This is a genomic window from Streptomyces sp. UNOB3_S3 (assembly GCF_020740895.1).
Taxonomy (GTDB): domain Bacteria; phylum Actinomycetota; class Actinomycetes; order Streptomycetales; family Streptomycetaceae; genus Streptomyces.
In genome coordinates this window covers 1-20,438 of record NZ_JAILXP010000097.1, presented here as the reverse complement: position 1 = coordinate 20,438, position 20,438 = coordinate 1, and the positions used below count along the sequence as shown (strand labels likewise).

The following is a 20,438-nucleotide window of genomic DNA, read 5'->3' as shown; positions in this document are numbered from 1 at the left end:
GTGCACGTCCGCCGGTACTGCGGGCGCCCCCGCTCCCGTGATGTCCCCGGCGGCGGCGCCCGCAGTACCGGCGGACGTGCACGTGCTGGCGGTCGTCCTGGACATCATCAGCGAACGCACCGGCTATCCCCTCGACATGATCGAGCCCGGTCTCGACCTGGAGGCCGACCTGAGCATCGACTCGATCAAGCGGGTCGAGATCGTCGGCGAGCTGGCCGCACGGCTGGGCTTCGGCGCCGACCGGACCTCCCTGCCCCGGCTCGACGACGCGGAGCTGGAAGCGGTCTCGAAGGCCCGTACAGCGTCCGGCATCGCCGAGCTGTTGGAGGAGCGGCTGCCCGGCGGGGGAACGGCCCCCGCGCCGCAGGCCCCCGTCCCCGTGGAGGGCCCCGGGCCGGCCGTCACCGGCGCGGCGCCCGGCAGGCTGGTGCTGCGCAGCGTCCGCCTCCCCTCCCCCGACGGGAACTTCGCGATTCTGGAGGGGACACGGTTCGCCCTGCTGGGCGGTGCCGGACCGGTGCCGGACGCGCTGGCCGCCCTGCTGGCCGCCCGCGGTGCGGAGACGGTCGTCCTGCCGTCGGAGCACATGCTCACGGACGAGGACGGCCCGCTGGACGGGGTGTTCCACCTGGAGGCGCTGTCGCGGGACGGCGACGGGCCGCTCCTGCCCGGGGCCTTCCCGGTGTTCCAGGCCGCGCTGCGGCGCGGGCCGCACTGGCTGCTCACGGCGGCGCCCGCCGCCGACGCGGACGTCCCCGCCGGGACCGGCGGACGGGCGGACGGGCTGCGCGGCATGTTCCGGACCATCGCGCGGGAGTACCCGGACACCCTCGCCCGGTTCGTCGAGCTGGCCCCGCGGCTGACGGCCGCCGAAATGGCGGCCGCGCTGGTGGACGAGTTGACGGCCGAGGAGCCGGCCCCGGTGGTGCTGCGGTCGCCGGACGGCGTCCGGTCCGGCCTCGAGACCGCGGCCGCCGGCCTCGGCGCGCTGGGCGACCGCGGCGCGGGCCCGGCCGGGGACGGTACGGCCGAGGCGGCCGCCATCGGCCTGGACCGGGACTCGGTGGTGCTGTGGATCGGCGGGGCCCGGGGCATCTCCGCCCGGGCCGCCGCGACGCTGGCGACGGCCTCCCGCTGCCGGATCGAACTGGCCGGCCGGACCACCCTGCCGGACGAGCCCGAGGGCCTCGAGGACCCGGCCACCCGGCAGGCGCCGGACCGGGCCGCGCTGCGGACCGTCCTGGCCGACGGCGTCCTGTCGGAAAAGGGGGAACGCTCCCCGGCCGGCATCGAGCGGGCCGTCTCGGAGATCCTCGCCCGCCGGGAGGTCCGCCGCACCCTCGACACCCTGCGGGATCTGGGCAGTCCGGTGCGCTACCACACGGTGGACGTCCGGGACCCCGAGGCGGTGCGACGCCTGGTGGCCGACGTCCACGCCGAACACGGCCGGCTGGACGGCGTGGTGTACGCGGCCGGGATCATCGAGGACCGGGTCCTGGCCGAGAAGGACCCCGAGTCCTTCCGCCGGGTCTACGGCACCAAGGTCGACGGCGCGCGCACCCTGCTGGCGGCGCTGGACGAACTGCCGCGGACTCCCCGGTTCGTCGTGTTCTTCGGCAGCGTCGCGGCCGTTCTCGGCAACCGCGGCCAGGCCGACTACGCGGCCGCCAACGACGCCCTGCAGTCCCTCGGCAGCCGGTGGGCGCAGAAGTCCGCGTCCCGCGCGCTGACGGTGCACTGGGGGCCCTGGGCGCCGGACGGGGAGCACGGAGGCATGGTGACCCCCGAGCTCGCCCGGGAGTACGCGCGGCGCGGCGTGGGACTCATCGACCCCGAGGAGGGGGCCCTGTGCCTGCTGCGCGAGCTCGCCTGGGGCGAGGAATCCACCGACGCCGTGGTCTACACCGCGACGGACCGGTGGGCATGAGCACGCATCGCACACCGTCCGGCCGGCCCGCCGTCGCCATCGTCGGCATGGCCGTCCTCTTCCCCGGCGCCCCGGACCTCGCGACGTACTGGCGCAATCTGACGTCCGGGACCGACGCGATCACCGAGGTCCCGTCCGGGCGCTGGGACCCCTCCTTCTACGACCCGGCGGCCGCCGGCAGCCGCTCGGACCGGGTGTACTGCCGCCGCGGCGGATTCGTCGACGAGCTGGCGGAGGTGGCGGCGACCCGGTTCGGGATCATGCCCAACTCGGTGCCCGGCACCGAACCGGAACAGCTCATCGCGCTGCACGTCGCCGCCGAGGCGATCGCCGACGCCGGCGGCGAGGAACGGCTGCCGGACCGGGACCAGATCGGGGTGATCCTGGGCCGGGGCGGCTATCTGTCCCCCGGGATGGCGCGGGGCACCCAGTCCGTCCAGACGTCCAACCAGTTGGTGCGCACTCTCTCGGAGCTGCTGCCCGAGCTGGACGCCGGACTGCTGGAGCGGGTCCGGCGGGCGTACACGCGGCAGCTGGGACCGGACGAGCCCGAGCAGGCGATCAACCTGGTGCCCAACCTGACCGCCTCCCGGGTGGCCAACCGGCTCGACCTGCGCGGCCCGGCGTACACGGTGGACGCCGCCTGCGCGTCCTCGCTGGTCGCGGTCGACCAGGCGGTCGGCGAACTGGCCGCGGGCCGCTGCGATCTGGTACTGACGGGCGGGGTTCACCACTGTCACGACATCACGCTGTGGTCCCTGTTCTCCCGGCTGCGCGCGATGTCGCCGAGCCAGCGGATCCGCCCCTTCCACCGGGACGCGGACGGTCTGCTGATCGGCGAGGGCACCGGCGTGGTGGCGCTCAAGCGCCTCTCCGACGCGCTGCGCGACGGCGACCGCGTCTACGCCGTCGTCCGCGGCACCGGCGTGGCCAGCGACGGCCGCAGCGGCAGCCTCGTCAACCCCGATCCCTCGGGCCAGGTGAAGGCGGTACGGGCGGCCTGGCGCGAGGCGGGGCTGGATCCCGCCGCAGCGGGGTCGGTCGGGCTCCTGGAGGCGCACGGCACCGCCACCCCCTCGGGCGACGCGGCCGAACTGGCCACCCTTGCCGAGGTGTTCGGCCCGCCCGATGACAGGGACCGGCCGGTGATCGGGTCGGTGAAGTCGATGATCGGGCACACCATGCCGGCCGCCGGAGTGGCCGGTCTCGTCAAGGCCGCGCTCGCGGTGCACCACGGCGTCCTGCCGCCGACCCTCCACTGCGAGGAGCCGCACCCGGCCCTGGGGCGTACCCGCTTCAGGACGATCGCCGCGGCGCGGGAGTGGGAGGCCGGCGACGGGCGGACCCGGCGGGCGGGCGTCAACGCCTTCGGCTTCGGCGGCATCAACGCCCATGTGGTGCTCGAAGCAGTCCCCGGTCCGGAATGCCGTCCGGACCGTCCGGCGGTGGAGGTCCGTGAACCGGAACAGGTGCTGCGGCTGGCCGCAGGCACCCCGGAGGAGCTCGCCGCGCTGCTGGACGCCGAGGACGCCGCCGTCCGCGCACGGCGGTCCGCGCACGACGGACGCGTCCGGCTGGGCATCGTCGCCCCGGACGCCCGGCGCCTCGCCCTGGCCCGGAAAGCGGTCGCCAAGGGCAGCCCGTGGCGGGGTCGCGGCGACGTCTGGTTCGCCCCCGAGCCGCTGCTCGGCGGCTCCACGGGCGGGAGGCTGGCCTTCGTCTTCCCCGGCCTGGAGGCCGAGTTCCGGCCCCGGATCGGCGACGTCGTCGAACGGTTCGGCCTGTCGGCACTGCTGCCCGCGGGGTTCGGCGGGTCCGGGGCCGATGTGGCGGACGTCGGACGGCACGGGGCCGGAGTCATCGCCGTGGGGCGGGTGCTGGACGCCGCACTGCGCCGGATGGGCATCGTGCCCGACGCCGTGGCGGGCCACAGCATCGGCGAGTGGACGGCCATGGCCACCGCCGGGCTGTACGCCGGGGACGCGGTCGACGAGTTCACCCGCTCCTTCGACCCGGACCAGGTGCGGGTGGCCGGGCTGTCCTTCGCCGCACTGGGCGCACCGGCCGAGCAGGTCACCGCAGTGCTCGCCGGCCGTCCCGATGTGGTGCTGTCGCACGACAACGCCCCGGAGCAGTCGATGGTCTGCGGTCCGCCCGGCCAGGTGAAGGACCTGGTGAGGCACTTCCGCAAGCGCGGCGTCATCGGGCAGGTCCTGCCGTTCCGCTCGGGCTTCCACACCCCGATGCTGGCCCCCTACCTCGACGAGATCCGGCACTACGCGGGCCTGTTCGAGCTGCGCCGGCCGAGCGTGCCCGTCTGGTCGGCGACCACCGCAGCGGAGTACCCCGGCACCGAGGACGGGATACGGGACCTCTTCGTACGCCACCTGCTGGAGCCCGTCCGCTTCCGCCCGCTGATCGAGGCCATGTACGCGGCCGGCTTCCGGGTCTTCGTCCAGGCCGGTACGGGTCAGGTGGGCTCGCTCGTCGAGAACACCCTGCGCGGCCTCCCCCACCTGGTGGTGCCGGCCGACTCCCCGCACCGGAACGGGACGGCGCAGCTGCTCCGGGTCGCCACGGCGCTGTGGACAGTCGGCGGCCCGTCCACCGGGGTCCCGGCGGACGGTGGCGGCCACGCCCGCCGGATGCCGCCCTCGCGGCTGGACCTTGGCGGGAAGCTGGTGTCCCTGGACCGGGAGACGGTGGCCGCGGTGCGCTCGGCACTCGCCGTCCGGCAGGGGACGGACTCCGGCGCGGTGCCGCCCGTCCCGGCCGGCTCCCCGCTGGACGCCGAGCTCCGGGCCCTGCTGAAGGACACCGCCGAGGTGGCCGTCGCGGTGTCCCGAGCCGCGGCGGCGTCCACGGTCCGCACCGTACTGCGGGTGTCCACGGACGCCATGCCGTATCTGCGCGACCACTGCTTCTTCGCACAGCGCCCCGGCTGGCCGGACGAGGCCGACCGGTGGCCGGTCGTCCCTGCCACGACCGTGGTGCACCACATGATGGAGCATGCCGAACGGGCCCGGCCCGGGACGACCGCGGTGGCGGTGCGCGACGTGCGGCTGAACCGCTGGGTGGCCGCGGCCCCCGCCGTCGACGTACCCGTGACCGTCGAGGCGTGCGGGACCGGCCGGGCCGGTGTGACGTTCGGCGCGTACGCGCACGGTGAGGTGGAACTCGCCGACCGCTACCCCGGCGATGCGCCCCGGCCCTGGCGGTGGGCGCCCGAGGAGGAACGGGCCCCCGGGATCACGGCCGGGCGACTGTACCGGGACCGCTGGATGTTCCACGGCCCGGCGTTCCAGGGCGTCACCGAGCTGACGGCGATGGGCGACGCGCATGTGCGCGGCGTGCTCACCGCCCCGTCCGCGCCGGGCGCCCTGCTCGACAACGTGGGGCAGCTGCTCGGCTACTGGATCCTCACCACACTGACCGAGCGGACCCTGGTGTTCCCCGTCCGCGTGCGGCACATCCGGTTCTTCGGCCCGCAGCCTTCGCCCGGCACCCGGGTCCAGTGCCTCATCAGGATCGTCTCGGTCACCGACGCCGCGGTGGAGGCGGACGTGCAGTTGCTCGTGGAGGGTCACGTCTGGGCGGAGATCGGCGGCTGGCAGGACCACCGGTTCGACAGCCGCACGGACACCAAGGCACAAGAACGTTTCCCCGGGCAGCACACCCTCTCCGTGGCCCAACCGGGTGGCTGGGTGCTCCTGTTCGACGGCTGCCACGACCTCGCGTCCCGCGACCTCGTCATGCGACGGCACCTCGGCGCCGCCGAGCGCGAGGACCATGAGCGGCGCCCGCCCTCCGGTCGCCGCCAGTGGCTGCTCGGCCGCATCGCGGCCAAGGACGCGGTCCGCCGGTGGCTGTGGCGGCACGGCGAGGGACCGGTCTTCCCCGCCGAGATCCGGGTGGACAACGACGCGACGGGCCGGCCGCGGGTGACCGGTGCGCACGGCCGGGTCCTGCCCGCCCTCGACGTCTCGCTGGCTCACCGGGCCGAGGCCGCGGTCGCCCTGGCCCGGCCGCGCGGCACGGACGGGCGCCCGGCGCCGCTCGGCATCGACATCGAGGAAGTCACCCACCGGCCCCCGGGGACCTTGGCCACTGCCCTCGGCACGGCCGAGCGCGAGCTCCTCGTCGCGCTGTGCTTCCGGACCGGTGAACCGCAGCCGCTGTGGTTCACCCGGTTCTGGGCGGCGAAGGAGGCAGTGGCCAAGGCCGAGGGCACCGGGCTGCGGGGACGACCGAAGGACTTCGCCGTCACCGAGGCCCGGGCGGACGTCCTGGTGGTGGCCGTGGGCGGCCGCCGGTACCCGGTGCGCTGCCGCACCGTCACCAACCCGCGGGGCCTGCCGGAGAGGGAGTACGTGGTCGCGTGGACCACGGGTCCGGCTCCCGGGGACACCCGGCCGGACGACGAACGACAGGAGAGCCAGCAGTGAACAGCAGTCAGGCGGCGCCGGCCGCCGCGACCCCCGAGGCCGTGTCCGAGAAGGCTGTGTTCGAGGAGGTAGGCGGCATGCTCCACGCCGTCCTCGGCGAGTACGGGGACGTGGTGGACGCCGGGATCACCATGGACACCCGGTTCCACGACGACCTGGATCTGGAGAGCATCGACCTGGTCACCCTGGGCGGCCACCTCCAGGCGCGGTACGGGGAGGCGGTGAACTTCGCCGAGTACCTGGCCGGGCTCGGGCTGGAGGAGATCATCGCCCTGACGGTGGGGCAGCTCGTCGAGCACATCACCGGCTGCCTGCGGGCCCCCGGGGAGCGGTGACCCATGGCCATGATCGACGCCAACGGCATTACGGTGCACGTGGAACGAATACCCGCGCGGACCACGACCGGCGCGGCCCCGCCGCCCACCGTGGTGCTCGTCCACGGGATGCTCATCGACAGCCTCATCAGCTACTACTTCACCCTGGCGCCCCGGTTCGCCGCCGCCGGACTCGACGTGATCATGTACGACCTGCGGGGGCAGGGCCTCAGCGAGCGGCCATCGGCCGGCTACCGGCTGGAGGACCACCTCGACGACCTGGAGGCCCTCCTCGGCCAGCTGGCCCCGGCGGGTCCCGTGCACCTGGTGGGCAACTCCTACGGCGGCACCATCGCGTTCGGCCACGCGGCGCGGCACCCCGGCCGGGTGGCCAGCGTCTCGATGATCGAGTCGGAGCCGGCCACCGTCGCCTGGTCCCGCAAGATGGCGGCCAACCTCGCGCGCGGGGCGGAGGAGCTCGCCCGCGACGGCCTCTTCGAGGAACTCACCGAGAAGCACGGCAAGCACGTGACCAAACGCGTCCGGTCGGCCGCCCGGCTGCTGCACTCCACCACCACGGTGCGGGACGTCCCCGCCAGCCGGGTCCTCGACGAGGACGCCGTCCGCGCGGTGGGCTGCCCGGTGCTGGCCCTCTACGGGGCCGAGTCCGAACTCGCCGCACAGGCGGGCTGGTTGGGGTCACTGCTGCCGCACTGCCGCACCGTGGTGCTGCCGGACCAGGAGCACTGGGTCCTGGTCGGCGCCACGGAGACGGCCGGCGACCTGATCCTGGAGTGGATCCGCGCGCACACGCCCGTACCGGCGGCCGGGGACGTGATCCGGTGAGCCGCTTCCTCTTCGTGGTGCCACCCCTGGCCGGGCACGTCAACCCCACGGTCGGCGTCGCCGCCGAACTGGCCCGGCGCGGGCACCAGGTGGCCTGGGCCGGTCTGCCGGAGGTCGTGGGACCACTGGTGGGCGACGGCACCACCGTGTTCCGGTGCGCCTCCCCGGACCTGTCCGACGCCGCCCTGCTGCGACCGCCCTCGCTCCGCGGCCCGGCGGCGCTGAAGTTCCTGTGGGAGCGGTTCCTCGGACCGCTCGCCGAGCACATGGCGCCCGGCGTCCGCGCAGCCGTCGAAGAGTTCCGGCCGGACGTCCTGGTGGCCGACCAGCAGGCCGTCGCCGGCGGCCTCGTGGCCGAGCGGCTGGGGCTGGTGTGGGCCACCTCGGCGACCACCACGGCGGGCTTCACCTCGCTGTCCGGGCTGCCGAAGGTCGACTCCTGGATCGCCGGGCTGATCGGGGAGTTGCGGCGGCGGATCGGTGACCCTTCGGGCTCCGCGGACCCTCGGCTGTCCGACCGGCTGGTGCTGGCCTTCAGCACCGAGGCCCTGACCGGGCCGGTCCCGGCCGCCGGCGGACAGGTCCGGTTCGTCGGCCCGTCGCTCGCCGCCCGGCCGGCCGCGGACGACTTCCCCTGGCACCGGCTCGACCCCCGGACGCCCACCGTACTGATCACCCTCGGCACGGCCAACGCCGAGGTGGCGCACCGCTTCCTCGCCACGTGCGCCGAGGCTGTGCGCGGACGGCCGGACCGGGCGCAGGCGGTGATCGTCGACCCCACGGGCACAGTGCCGGAGTTCGCCGACCGGGTGCTGGTCCGGCCGCGCGTTCCCCAACTGGCCCTGCTGAACCGCTGTGACGCGGTGATCTGCCACGGCGGGCACAACACCGTGTGCGAGGCGCTGTGGAACGGCCTCCCCCTGGTGGTCGCGCCCATCCGCGACGACCAGCCCGCCGTCGCCGCCCAGGTGACGAACGCCGGGGCGGGCATACGGGTCCGGTTCAACCGGGCGACCGCCGACGTGCTGGGCGCGGCGCTGGACACCGTTCTCCGTGAGCCCGGCTTCCGCGAGGCGGCCGGGCGGGTGCGCGCGTCGTTCCGCGCCGCGGGGGGCGCCACGGCCGCGGCCGTGCACCTCGAAGCCCTGGCGGCGGGGGCGAAGTGACCCGCAGGCCCGCAGGACCTGCCGAACGAGAGGTGCCACCCATGCCCTGATATGGCATGTTCCCGCCATCCCTTTTGCAGGGAAACAGACCCCTCACAACCATCCACGAGGATCCCCTATGCGCAACCTCCACAGAAGAGCGGCACTGGCACCAGTGCTGCTCACCTCCCTCTCACTCGCCCTGGCCGGCTGCTCACCATTCGGGAGCGGCTCCACCGACGCCTCGGACGAAACGGCGAACACCACGGGAATCAGCGCTCCGCCCAACGACTTCATCCTCGGGAAAACATCCCCCGGGGGAGCCGAACCCAGCGCGGTGGCCATTCCGGCGGGCGGCGGCGTCAAGGCGCGGAAGTCGGCGGTGAAGGTCGACTCGATCGACCCGAAGAGCGGACGCGCCGTCATCTCCCAGACCCTCGCGCAGGCCACCCCGAGCGCGTCCGGTACGCCGGAGCAGTCGGCGACGCCTGCGACACCTGCTACGCCTACGACCCCTGCGGCACCTGCGGCACCTGCGGCGCCTGCGGCGAAGAAGCCCGTCGCCGTGGGCGACATCGTCGCCAGCAAGCCCGTGCCCGGCGCGCCCCAGGGCCTCCTGGCCAAGGTCACGGAGGTGGGGAAGAAGACCTCGAAGGGCACCGAGGTCCGTACCGTCCCGGTCGATCTCTCCACGGTCCTGGGCGACACCAAGGTCAAGAACAAGCTGCCCGTCGACCCGTCCGGCTTCACAGCCGATTCGCTCGTCCCGGGGGTGAAGGTCTCCTGGGCCAAGCGCGGCAACGTCCACGCCGGACCCGAGGGCCTCAAGCTGCCCTTCGGCAGCCTGCGCGTGGATGTCGACACCTCTCTCGACACGGAGAAGAACGCGAAGGGGGACGGGGTGGAAAGCCCCACCAAGGCATCGTTCAAGGGCTTCGTCCAGCTCGCGCCCGAGGTCGACTTCACTTACTATGGCCGCGGTTCCGGCGACGGCCCGTCGGGGACCGGCCTGCGGCTGAGCGGTGACTGGTCCTCGGCCTTCCACTTCAAGGGGCGGACGGCTCCCACGATGAACGGCAAGCCGGTGCGGGTACCGTTCGTCGTCCTGCACGCCAACCCGACCTTCTACGTCGGTGAACTTCCGGTCACCGTCAACATCGACCTCACCTGCTACGTCCTGATCGACGCCGACGGCAAGGCGAGCCTGGACATCCAACAGGAGCCGGTGAAGGGCGACTTCACCCTCGGCTCCGCGTTCGGCCTGCGCGAGGGCTGGCAGCCGGAGGCCAAGGCGAACTTCACCCCCGCGACGCTGAAGGCGAGCGCCTCGGCCGCGATCAACGCGAAGGTCCGGTTCGGCACCGAGGCGAACCTCGGCCTCTACGGCAGCGTGGGTGTGAAGGGCGACGTGGCCGCGCCGTACGTGCGCACCGAGGTCAAGGGCAGGGCCGGCGGGTCGACCGAGGGCAAGGCCGCGGCCGACGCCGACTGGAAGCTGTTCGCGGGAGTCGACCTGGAGGGATGGGTCATGCCGTACCTGAAGATCGGCGGCGTACAGGCGCTCGCGGTGCGCCTGCCGATGCCCAAGGTGCAGCGCGAGGTGCAACTCGCGCACGGCAAGGGAGCCATACGGATCCCCCAGCCGCGCACTCCGCAGGACGACACGCCACCGGCTGACAAGGACCGGTCCGGCGGCGGGTCCCGGCGCCACTGATACACCGACGCTCGGCCCGACTGAACGGCTCTTCACTCCTGACGGGCCACCGTCGGGCCGACGCGTTCCGGTTGGGCGCGCCCCAATGCCCTTCATTAATTGCGGGTTTACCGCAACTCCGCAGGTGACACCACATCTATTCGTCTTTTATGGCGTGTAGTTGCAGGCCGAATGCGACATACGCAATCCATATGACGTAAAGTCTCGGCGAGTTGTCGCTCAAGAAACCGCTGTTTACCGGTTATTGACGATCGCGACACCGCCCACCCTCCACGGTTCGAATCGGCGTGCACCGGCCCCGTCGTGCACGCCGCAGAAAGGCATGCCCATGTTCCGAATACGGTTGCCGAGACCCGCTGCGCTGGTCGCGGCGGGCGGCATAGGCGCCTGTATCGCCACCGTCGCCGTACCGTCCGCCTACGCGGTCACCCCCACCTCGGCGGACAGCTGCACGGTCCGCCCCGCGGACAAGAACTCCGAAGCGCCGCCGAGCTGTCTCGGTGTCACCGCCTCCCTCGGCCGCCTCCCCGCCATCGGCGAGCGGACCACCCTCACCGTGGCCGTCACGGCGCAGACCGACGTCAAGCGCGCCGGCCTCTCCCTCCAGCTGCCGCCCGCCCTCCGGATCGCCGACCGGGACCCGGCCCTCGCCGCGCCCACGAACGACGCCTTCGGCCAGCGCACCAGCCGGACGCTGGCCCTCAGTCCAGGCACCCGCACCATCAAGCTCGAGGTCAAGGCCGTCGCCGCGGGCCCCGCCCAGATCCAGGCGGACATCAGCGACATCGACCGCCCCGACCCGCGCCGCGCCGGTCACGCCTCGGTGGAACTGACCATCGGCAAGGCCAAGGGCTCCACCGCCAAGGGCATGTCCGTCACCGAGGCCGAAGCGACCCCGGCCGACGGGCCCACGGCCGGCGGGCCCACGGCGAACGACCGCCCGGCACGCCCGGGCGCCGCCGCCCCGGCCGCGCCGAGCGCTCCCCCACAGGCCGCCGCCCCCGGCAGGCCCTACGCCCCGGTCTGCGTCAGCGGCACGCTGCGCAACCGCTTCCAGTCCTCCGAGGGCGGCAGCTGGAACCGCAAGGCCGACCGGGACCTGCCGGTCAGCAACGCCAACGTCACCCTCTGGGGCAGGGCGACCGCAGGCGGCGGTACGCAGAAGCTCGCCACGGGGCTGACCGGCAACGGAGACGGCGCGTTCAAGCTCTGCTACACGCCGAGCACATCCGTCACCTCCCAGGTCTGGGCGGAGTTCCAGACCCAGGCCGGCAGCATGTGGTCGGTCGTCGACGGATACAACCGCCGCTACTCGACCACCTCGAACGCCCTGAGCAACGTCTCGGGCAACAAGAGCCTGGGCACCGTCTACGCCAACAGCGGCCAGAGCCGTGCCTGGCACGCCTTCGACACCCTCAACAAGCTCTGGTGGGACCGGGGCTCCACCAGCACCTGCTGGACGAGCAACCAGCGGGACGGCCGCTGCACCCCGATCACCGTCCAGTGGTACCCGGGCTCCCAGGACGGCACGTACTGGACGAACCGCGACGACAAGGTCCACCTCGCGGACAGCGACCCCGACTCCGGCCACACCACTGTCCACGAGGCCGGGCACTCCCTCATGGGCAAGCTCTACAACGGATGGTGGCCGAACGTCACCAACTGCTCGCCCCACTACGTCAACCGCACCTCCTCCACCACCTGCGGCTGGACCGAGGGCTATGCCGACGCCGTGGCGTTCCGCGCCTTCAAGGACACCGTCATGACGTGGGGCAACGGCAGCTCCACAAACCTCGCCAACGACCGCACCACACGCGGCATCGACTGGGGCGACGCCTGCGAGGCCCGGGTCGCCACCGCGCTGGTCGATCTGTGGTCCCAGGTCGACGGCGGCTGGACGAAGAGCAACACCATGATGTCCCGCGAGCGCCAGTCCACCTTCCGTGAGTACTTCCTCACCGACCGGCCCGCGTACGGCCTGGACACCGGCTCGAAGGCCCGCACCATCCTCTACAACCACACCATCCAGTACTGATCCGCAAGAGAAGAAACCCCCATGCACAGATTCCGCAGATCAACCCGCATATCGACGCACACACACGCCGCCCCTGCGTCGAGGCGCAAAAAGAAACTTCTGGCCACGACGGGCGCCGCCGCCCTCGCCGGCGGGCTCCTGCTGAGCATCTCCCCCCAGGCCCAGGCCGCCGCCACCGGCACGGTCACCGGCGGGCGAGGCAATTTCAGCACGGTCAACCAGCGCTCCCAGCCGTCCCTTTCGGCCGGCATCATCGGAAAATCGCGGGTCGGTGACCGCATCACGATGTCCTGCCGTACCACCGGCGACGTCGTCGAGAACAACTCCCGCTGGATCTACTCCGGCAAGTACTACATCGCCGACGCGTTCATCCAGGAGAACACCGGGAAGCTGCCGGTCTGTAACTCCACCGAGCCCACCGACCGGCCCACCACCGGCCGGAAGGCCCTCGACATCAGCATGCAGAAGCAGGTCAAGGACCAGTGGTGCTGGGACGCCACCGGCCTGACCATAGCCAACTACTGGGGATACACCCGCTACAACCAGTACGACTTCTGCCGCCTTGCCGCCCAGAACAACCGGCTGGACTGCAACAACCGCCCCGCCACCCTCGGCGACATGGCCAACGCCCTCCGCAACATGGGCTTCCGCAGCAGTGGCAGCGACCTCTACCGCAACGCCTCCTTCGGCGAGACCCGGACCGAGATCGCCAACGGGCGCCCGTTCGCCGTACGTATCGGCTGGAACTCCGGCGGCGGCCACATGAACGTCATCTACGGCTACGACAGCACCAGCAACATGATCGCGGTCGGCGACCCCTGGCCCACCACGAAGACCTACACCTGGTGGAACCACTCCACCTACTCCGCGAACAACTCCTTCCGGTGGACCCACACGCGCACCGGCATACACGGCTAGAACCACCAGAGGAGACGCCCCACCATGCACCACGCAACCAGACGCGCCGCCACCCTGGGTGCGGCCACTGCCGTCGCCGTCCTCTGCGGAATCGTTCCCGCACAGGCCGCCGACGGACCCGCGACCCCCGCGGCGACCGACATCACCGCCGCCCAGGAGGTGCTGCGCTCCGGCCGGCTCCACGACACCGTCGCCCGCTTCCTGACAGCCGCCGCCGAGCGCGGCACCCCGGACGGCGGCGCGGACGGCGGCCTGGCCGGCGCCCCGCGCGGCTCCGCGCAGGCGCCCGCCGCCGCACCCGGCTTCGACCTCAAGAAGCCGGTCCCCTTCTACGAGCTCTCTCCCGAGTTCGTCGCCGGCAAGGCCAAGGCCACCGCCGGAGCGGCCCTGCGGCTGTCCTACCTCGCCTCCCGCGTCTCGGCCGCCAACGGCCGTCAGGCCGCCGTCCTGCTCGCCCCGGAGCAAGGCGGCCAGGACGGCCGTACCTGGCAACTGGCCGGCATCCGAGACGGCGACGCGGACATCAGCGCCGCCGAACGTGGCACGGACCAGGAGCGGACCTTCATGGAGCCGCAGATCCACGGCTGGTACCGGCTGACCGGCAGCGGCTCCGTCGAGCCGCTCAACAAGGAAGCCCGGACAGCCCTGCAAGGCAAGCCCCGCGTCCCCCTCGCGGCGTACCAGCAACTCGTCGCCAAGCGCTACGGCGACAAGCTCCCCGGCTCGGCCTACGACCGCAAGGGTCTCGCGGGCGGTTACGCCCTCGCCGAGGACCAGGCCGCCACCGCCCCTTCCCGCTCCTGGCTCCCGGCCGCCTCCGGCGCGGCAGCCCTGGCAGCGTCGGGCGCGGCGGTCCTTCACCTGCGCCGCCGACGCCGCTCGGCCTGACCCCGCCCGCTGTCCGGGCGCCCGGCCCACGGCGCCGGGCGCCGGGCCGTGGGTAATCGGACCGTGCCCCGCCGGTGTCGGCCATGACGATCTCGGTGGCGAGCCGCCCGATCCCCGGGATGGTGTCGAAGTGGTCCAGGGCCTTGTTCCCCGCCTGCTCGGCACCATCTCGCGTTGTCCCCCTGCCCCTGGCCGGCCTGTGCGGGCCAGGGGCAGGCCGGCGCCGGCGTGACCGGCCGGCTACGACGCCCGGGTTTTCCGGCAGCTACGCAGGGGGAACACGGCCCGGACGACCGTGCCGCCGGTGACGGCGGTCCTGGCGCTGAACGTGCCGCCGTACGCTTCGCAGCGCCAGCGCATGCCCTGCATGCCGTACCCCTCGGTGGCTCTCGGCGGGTTCGGTCCGAGGCCGCGCCCGTCGTCGGTGACAGTGAGGCTGATGCCCTCGTCGCGACAGGTGAGGGCAAGGGCGATGTGCCGGGCGTCGGCGTGCTTGACCACGTTGGTGAGCGCTTCCTGGGCGACCCGGTAGACGGCAAGGTTCACGCCGTTCTCCCGTGTACACGCATGGGGCCGGTCGCCCTGGACCTCCACGGCCACCACGAGCCCGTTCTCGGCGGCGACCTGAGCGGCGAGGGAGGTGACCGACTCGGCGAGCCCCAGCCCCTGGACGGCCACCGGGCTCACAGTGGCGATGATGCGGCGCAGCGTGCCGGCCTGTTCGTCGAGCGTGCGGGACGCGTCCTCCATCGCCGCACGCAGCGCACCGAGGTCGTCCAATGCGCGGGCCGCGTCGAGCCGTCGTCGGGTCAGTGCCAGCAACTGGAGGACTTCGTCGTGCAACTCGCCCGCGAGCAGGCCCGCATGGTGCTCCTGCCGCTCCACCATGGCACTGGCGCGCCCCCGGCTGAGGACCACCTTCATCTCGGGCCAGGCCGGGACGGCGTACACCGCTGCCGCGAGCAGGAACGCCATGGCCGCGTGGTCCGTCGGTGCGGAGTGGGCCAGCCTGTCCACGCTCAGGACCGTGAATCCGCAGCAGATCAAGATCAGCAGCCGGCGGGCCCGTCGCAGTCCGCAGGTCAGCAGCGCGAGGGTGCCGGTGGCCAGGGCGACGCTCGGGGTCGCGATCGACCGGGCCGGCAGCCGGTCGTCGGCGAGAAGGTTGACCGTGTAGGACACGACGCCGACCAGGCTCACCGCGACGCAGATGCCGCCGAGCGCACCTGGTCCGGGCGGCTGGTGTGCCATGGCCGGCCGGGCGGTTCCGCTACACATCGGACGGGCGGTTCTGGCGGGCGTACGCCACGAGGTCGGCCCTGGTGACCAGGCCCAGCCGGGCACGCAGAGCGGCCCTGACGCTCTCCACCGTGCGGACGCTGACCGTCAGCCGCGCGGCCACCTCACGGTTGGTGTGCCCCTCGGCGAGCAGGCCCAGGACCTGCCGCTCCCGCAGGGGCAGGTCCGTCTCCCGGCCCTGGTCGCGGGCCAGCCCGGCGCCGAGCGAGGGCTGTACGTACCGCCCTCCGGACGCCACCGTCCGTGCCGCGACGACCAGTTCGGACACGGGGCTGTTCTTCAGCAGATAGCCCGCGGCACCCGCGGCGAGGGCGCCGCAGATGATGGCGCGGTCCTCGTAGCAGCTCTGCACGAGAATTCCCATCCCCGGTGCGGCTGCGAGGAGTTGGGGAATGGCCTTGAGCGCCAGCCCCGACTCCAGCCTCACGTCCAGCATCAGCACATCGGGCCGCTGCCGGGAAACGATCTCCAACGCCTCGCGTTCGCAGGCGGCCTCCCCGACCACGACGAAGCCCTCAGGCTCCAGGAACGCCCGGGTTCCAGCTCGCACGGTCGGATGATCCTCGGCCAGGACCACTCGCACGGGACCCCCCATCTTCTGCACAGCCTTTCGGGCGCGGGGAAAACATGACTGCTTTGCCGTCCTAATGGATGCATTCACCTTCCGATGTAGTGGCCAATCTTGTCAACCGACGGAATTCCCGCAACGAACGGTCAAAAATTCAATTTTTTGCGGCTGGCCCGCGGAAATCTTGCGGACTTCTACGGATTTCCCGCAGCAGGTGGGCCGGGGGCGACCATTTCCCCGACCGGCCACACCCCCACCCCAGCGGCTCCAGTGCCAGGACATCACGGCCTTTCACACTGATTACACCATTAATCCATAAAAGCCCGAATTTTACGCCTTTACGAGAAAATGTGCTGCTGACGAAGAAAGGAGACGGACGCGGATGACTCCGTTCGACTTCTCGGTGAACGCCTTCACCCAGGCGATCAAGTGGATCTTCAGTTGAGATCCGGCCGTTCCGGACACGAACGCCTTTCACCGGAAGAGAGCACACTAACTCTCGTTCTCTTCCAGTCCCCCCAGGCTCACATAACGCCAGCACATGGCTACCCATCAAAAACGCATCGCGGTGGCGTAGTCCGGGGGAATTCCGGGCTGTTCTTCATCGGTGTCCGGGCGTCGCAGGGCCCGGCAACCGGCCACGAGCACGAGGACACGACCCGCCACCGCATGCGGAACCCCCGCCGGAGCGAGGAGCAATGCCCAGGACTTGTGGATCGGTTCCGGGAGGGGCGCGGAGGGCGTACTTTCCCGAATGATCCCTTGAAGGTCTCCGAGTAGGCCCGCGTTCTGGTGAGCGCCACGAACGCCGCCTTCACGCAACCGCCAGACCGTACTCCGTGCGGCCCGGCCAGCGCCGAGGCCCCGATGCACGGACTACGCGTCTCTCCTCGCATTTGTTCAGGTCACACAAACGGGCACAGCGAGGTGACTGGCCCAGGACCACCTCCAGCGCGTACCCAGCCACCCTCGAGCGCCCCGTGCGAGCATGCCCGGGCTGCTGCCCGGTCACCCGTACGGCCGGCCCCGGGAAGATCCCCGGGCCCTGCCGTGTTGACGCCCGCACCAGCCTTCGACGCACAGCGACAGGAGTGGACCACCGCAATGCCCAGCACCCCCGCCACCACGGCAACCGCACAGATCGGCGTCACCGGGCTCGCCGTCATGGGCAGCAACCTCGCCCGCAACTTCGCACGCCACGGCCACACCGTCGCCGTCCACAACCGCACCGCCGCCAAGACCAAGGCCCTCATCGACGAGCACGGCCACGAAGGCAACTTCGTCCCCGCCGAGACCGCCGAGGAATTCGTCGCCGCCCTCGTCAAGCCCCGCCGCCTCATCATCATGGTCAAGGCCGGCGACCCCACCGACGCCGTCATCGAGGAATTCGCACCCCTCCTCGAAGAAGGCGACATGATCATCGACGGCGGCAACGCCCACTTCGCCGACACCCGCCGCCGCGAGAAGAACCTCCGCGAGCGCGGCATCCACTTCGTCGGCGCCGGCATCTCCGGCGGCGAAGAAGGCGCCCTCAACGGGCCCTCCATCATGCCCGGCGGATCGGTCGAGTCCTACAAGGCCCTCGGACCCCTCCTCGAAGACATCGCCGCCAAGGCCAAGGACGGCACCCCCTGTGCCGTCCACGTCGGCCCCGACGGCGCCGGCCACTTCGTCAAGATGGTGCACAACACCGCGGTATCCGGCGAATTCGCAGGTCAGCGGCATCACGGCAGGGGCTGGGTCAGCAATTCGTCAGCATCGCACCGGGCGGTCAGCCACCGCCCTCATCTGTACGACCGACTGGCCGCCTGAACGCGATCGCTTCTCAGCACAACCACAGACGCGTCTCGCCAGCCGGTCAAGGAACAACGCTGTCACAGATGGTGACCGCACACAGCAGCGGAGAGCCTGCCTGCTTCTGGCAGCATCCGCGCAGATCTCTGATCACACATTCGGGTACGAACCGAAGAGACTTGCCAAATACACGTGAACTTTCTGGAACCCTGACGCTCCCCAGTGCTCGAACATTAGGGAGTCCTCCATTGCCCGTGCCCGATCAGAGCCTTTTCCCCGCTTCTCTCCCATCCCGCTCGAAGTGGAAGTTCATCGGGATCGGCTGTGGAGGACCCGCTCTTGTCGTCATCGCGTTAGCAATCCTCGGCGCCATCGTCGGACCACCGAAGAAGAACACCCATACGGCAAGCACCGCCACCTCTGCCGTCCCCCAGAGCTCCTCCACTCGCGTTGCGAAGCCCAGCAGCACGCATCACTCGACTCGTGCAGCCTCCGGTCCCACCACGCCTGCCCCCAGGGTTCATCCCACCACTGCGCCCTCCCCCAGGCCGGAGCTGGACCTGGTGTTCAGTGGCGGCCTGGAGGGTCACATCACCCGGACCTACCGCAGGCTGCCTCGCAAGACCGGCGCCCATTACGACTACGTACCGCCTGCCTGGTCCACCCAATGCGTGATGCCGACCCAGGATGGAGCGTGGCACGCGAATGTCAGCTTCCAACTTGACGGAACCACCTGGACAGTGGACATCGGTCAACCTGGGTTCGGCTACCCGAAACCTGGCTCACACCCCGGCGTAGACGAAACGTCAACCAGTTTCGTCGACGGTTCCGTCAGCCTCATGGTCTCCTCCGACAAGAGCCCGGGCGCCCCAGCCTCAGCAGGGGCCTCGGAGTACACCTACTACACGCCGATGAACCACAACGACGGCAAGGGAACAGTGAAGATCAATCGCGGGCTCACCTCAGGGTCGATCGACGTCTGGCTCACCCCATCCGCGCCTGACCCCTTGAACTTCCGCCTCAAAGGGCGGTGGGCCTGCTAGGCGACCGCCCGAAATCCGCTGGACGGCTTCGCTCGGTGGTGTCCTCGTCATCCCGCCAGGCTAGGAACCTGCACTCTCACCAGTCCGGCCACGAACCGGGGGCAGAGGAACGTCATCGTCAAGGACAACGCGACCGTCGCCGCGAGCGCACCAGGCCGCCCAGGCCAAAACCAGAGGACGCCGCTCTCCTAGACTGGCCGCACCGTTGAGGCAACGGAAGGCAGGGGGCAGACGGTGCAGGGCGAGACGTGGAACTCCGTGCGCGACACGACAGCCCAACTCGTGCTCCAGGCACAGAACTTCTACGTCTGCGGCGCCCGGCCTGGCAGCCCCTCCCCCGCCCCGGTCGATCCGTGGGTGGACCTGGCCGCCAGCTCCATCGTCTGGCAGCACGTCCCGGAAAGCCGCGATGCGGGACTCTTCCAGCAGCACGTCGAGGAGGCTGTCGCGGCTCTAACAACCCCTAACGAAATGACCTTTGGGGTGGTTGGATCGTCCCGGGACTGTCGATCTGGGGGTGCGGGGTGGCTCGGCGGAAGCCGTGGGAAGTGGATGATGAGCTCTGGGCGGTGATCGAGCCGCTGTTGCCGAGGGTGGAGCGTCGGGTTCGTCATCCTGGGCGGAAGCGGCATCCGGACCGGCTGGTGTTCCAGGGCATCCTGTTCGTCCTGCACACCGGGATCGCGTGGGAACACCTCCCGCAGGAACTGGGCTTCGGATCAGGCATGACCTGCTGGCGGCGCCTGGCCGAGTGGACCGAGGCCGACGTCTGGCCCCGGCTGCACGAGACCCTCCTGGCCCGGCTTCGCGGAGCCGGCGCTCTGGACTTCTCCCGTGCCGTGGTCGACGGCTCTCACATACGCGCGTTAAAAGGGGATCCAAGACAGGACGAAGCCCCGTTGACCGGGGCAGGAACGGCAGCAAGCACCACCTGATCACCGACGCCACCGGCATTCCGCTCGCAGCCACGCTGACCGGCGGCAACCGCAACGACGTCACCCAGTTCATCCCCCTACTCCAGGCCGTCCCACCGGTCCGCGGCAAGCGCGGCCGCCCCCGCCGACGGCCCGACACGGTGCTTGGAGACCGCGGCTACGACCACGACAAGTACCGACGTCTCGCCTGGGCCCTGGGCGTGAAACCCGTCATCGCCCGACGCGGCGTCCCCCACGGATCCGGCCTCGGCACCCACCGGTGGGTCGTCGAGCGCACCTCGCCCACCTCCACTGGTTCCGCCGACTGCGGATCCGCTGGGAAGTACGCGACGACATCCACGAAGCCTTCCTCAGCCTCGCCTGCTCACTCATCTGTTGGCGACGCCTGAAGTCATTCCGATAGCAGTTCTACTGTAGAGGGTGTCCGAGAAGTCCCGTTCAGGTGGGAACTGCGACCCGGTGAAGCAGCAGCATGATGGTGGCGAGGTAGACCGCACTCTCCGAGTTTTCAGCGAGGTACTCGTAGTCCTTCGACAAGCGGCGGTACCGTCCCAGCCAGGCGAAACT

The 20,438-nt window shown here is 71.3% G+C and carries 12 protein-coding genes and 2 pseudogenes; 12 read left to right on the top strand and 2 right to left on the bottom strand.

Features of this window, described 5'->3' with window-relative positions:
- From K6I33_RS13420 to K6I33_RS13380, 9 genes are all read left to right on the top strand, one after another.
- Positions 1-1,927 (top strand): SDR family NAD(P)-dependent oxidoreductase (locus tag K6I33_RS13420; protein ID WP_229351330.1); only part of this gene is annotated, 1,927 nt, incomplete at its 5' end.
- Positions 1,924-6,372, top strand: a complete 4,449-nt coding sequence (locus K6I33_RS13415; RefSeq protein ID WP_229351328.1) for a type I polyketide synthase — start codon at positions 1,924-1,926, stop codon at positions 6,370-6,372. The genes K6I33_RS13420 and K6I33_RS13415, both read left to right, overlap by 4 nt.
- A gap of 77 nt (positions 6,373-6,449) precedes the next feature.
- Positions 6,450-6,707 carry an acyl carrier protein gene (locus K6I33_RS13410; protein ID WP_229351332.1) on the top strand — a complete coding sequence of 86 codons (258 nt, stop codon included), beginning with the start codon at positions 6,450-6,452 and terminating at the stop codon, positions 6,705-6,707.
- A 3-nt stretch (positions 6,708-6,710) separates the two neighbouring features.
- Complete coding sequence (locus K6I33_RS13405; RefSeq protein ID WP_229351326.1) at positions 6,711-7,532, top strand: alpha/beta fold hydrolase; 822 nt, start codon at positions 6,711-6,713, stop codon at positions 7,530-7,532.
- On the top strand, positions 7,529-8,698 hold the full coding sequence (locus K6I33_RS13400; RefSeq protein ID WP_229351324.1) for a glycosyltransferase: 1,170 nt from the start codon (positions 7,529-7,531) through the stop codon (positions 8,696-8,698). Before K6I33_RS13405 ends, K6I33_RS13400 begins: the two co-directional genes overlap by 4 nt.
- Positions 8,699-8,816: 118 nt before the next feature.
- On the top strand, positions 8,817-10,391 hold the full coding sequence (locus K6I33_RS13395; protein WP_229351322.1) for a hypothetical protein: 1,575 nt from the start codon (positions 8,817-8,819) through the stop codon (positions 10,389-10,391).
- A gap of 343 nt (positions 10,392-10,734) precedes the next feature.
- Positions 10,735-12,426 (top strand): mycolysin, encoded by a 1,692-nt coding sequence (locus K6I33_RS13390; protein ID WP_229351320.1) that lies wholly within the window; start codon positions 10,735-10,737, stop codon positions 12,424-12,426.
- A 21-nt stretch (positions 12,427-12,447) separates the two neighbouring features.
- Positions 12,448-13,344 (top strand): papain-like cysteine protease family protein, encoded by an 897-nt coding sequence (locus K6I33_RS13385; RefSeq protein WP_229351318.1) that lies wholly within the window; start codon positions 12,448-12,450, stop codon positions 13,342-13,344.
- Between the two features lie 24 nt (positions 13,345-13,368).
- A complete protein-coding gene (locus K6I33_RS13380; RefSeq protein ID WP_229351316.1) occupies positions 13,369-14,232 on the top strand; it encodes a hypothetical protein in 864 nt (287 codons plus the stop codon).
- A gap of 240 nt (positions 14,233-14,472) precedes the next feature.
- Here K6I33_RS13380 and K6I33_RS13375 read toward each other — a convergent pair whose 3' ends face one another.
- Together K6I33_RS13375 and K6I33_RS13370 are read right to left on the bottom strand one after the other, a co-directional pair.
- Positions 14,473-15,483 (bottom strand): sensor histidine kinase, encoded by a 1,011-nt coding sequence (locus K6I33_RS13375; protein WP_229351314.1) that lies wholly within the window; start codon positions 15,481-15,483, stop codon positions 14,473-14,475.
- 19 nt (positions 15,484-15,502) lie between these two features.
- Entirely contained in the window at positions 15,503-16,126 is a 624-nt protein-coding gene (locus K6I33_RS13370; RefSeq protein WP_238491559.1) for a response regulator transcription factor, read from the bottom strand.
- Between the two features lie 1,077 nt (positions 16,127-17,203).
- Here K6I33_RS13370 and K6I33_RS13365 point away from each other — a divergent pair.
- The 3 genes and pseudogenes from K6I33_RS13365 to K6I33_RS13355 form a co-directional block, all read left to right on the top strand.
- Positions 17,204-17,788: pseudogene (locus K6I33_RS13365) on the top strand (NAD(P)-binding domain-containing protein); the annotation flags it as partial.
- 359 nt (positions 17,789-18,147) lie between these two features.
- Positions 18,148-18,936 carry a hypothetical protein gene (locus K6I33_RS13360; protein ID WP_229351310.1) on the top strand — a complete coding sequence of 263 codons (789 nt, stop codon included), beginning with the start codon at positions 18,148-18,150 and terminating at the stop codon, positions 18,934-18,936.
- A 524-nt stretch (positions 18,937-19,460) separates the two neighbouring features.
- A pseudogene (locus tag K6I33_RS13355) lies at positions 19,461-20,274 on the top strand (IS5 family transposase).
- Positions 20,275-20,438 lie beyond the last annotated feature (164 nt).

Bases quoted from the DNA above. Each gene is read 5' to 3' on its own strand.
- K6I33_RS13415 (WP_229351328.1), top strand. From the start codon at position 1,924: ATGAGCACGCATCGCACACCGTCCGGCCGGCCCGCCGTCGCCATCGTC.
- K6I33_RS13370 (WP_238491559.1), bottom strand. From the start codon at position 16,126: ATGGGGGGTCCCGTGCGAGTGGTCCTGGCCGAGGATCATCCGACCGTG.
- K6I33_RS13385 (WP_229351318.1), top strand. From the start codon at position 12,448: ATGCACAGATTCCGCAGATCAACCCGCATATCGACGCACACACACGCC.
- K6I33_RS13380 (WP_229351316.1), top strand. From the start codon at position 13,369: ATGCACCACGCAACCAGACGCGCCGCCACCCTGGGTGCGGCCACTGCC.
- K6I33_RS13395 (WP_229351322.1), top strand. From the start codon at position 8,817: ATGCGCAACCTCCACAGAAGAGCGGCACTGGCACCAGTGCTGCTCACC.
- K6I33_RS13405 (WP_229351326.1), top strand. From the start codon at position 6,711: ATGGCCATGATCGACGCCAACGGCATTACGGTGCACGTGGAACGAATA.
- K6I33_RS13375 (WP_229351314.1), bottom strand. From the start codon at position 15,483: ATGGCACACCAGCCGCCCGGACCAGGTGCGCTCGGCGGCATCTGCGTC.
- K6I33_RS13410 (WP_229351332.1), top strand. From the start codon at position 6,450: ATGCTCCACGCCGTCCTCGGCGAGTACGGGGACGTGGTGGACGCCGGG.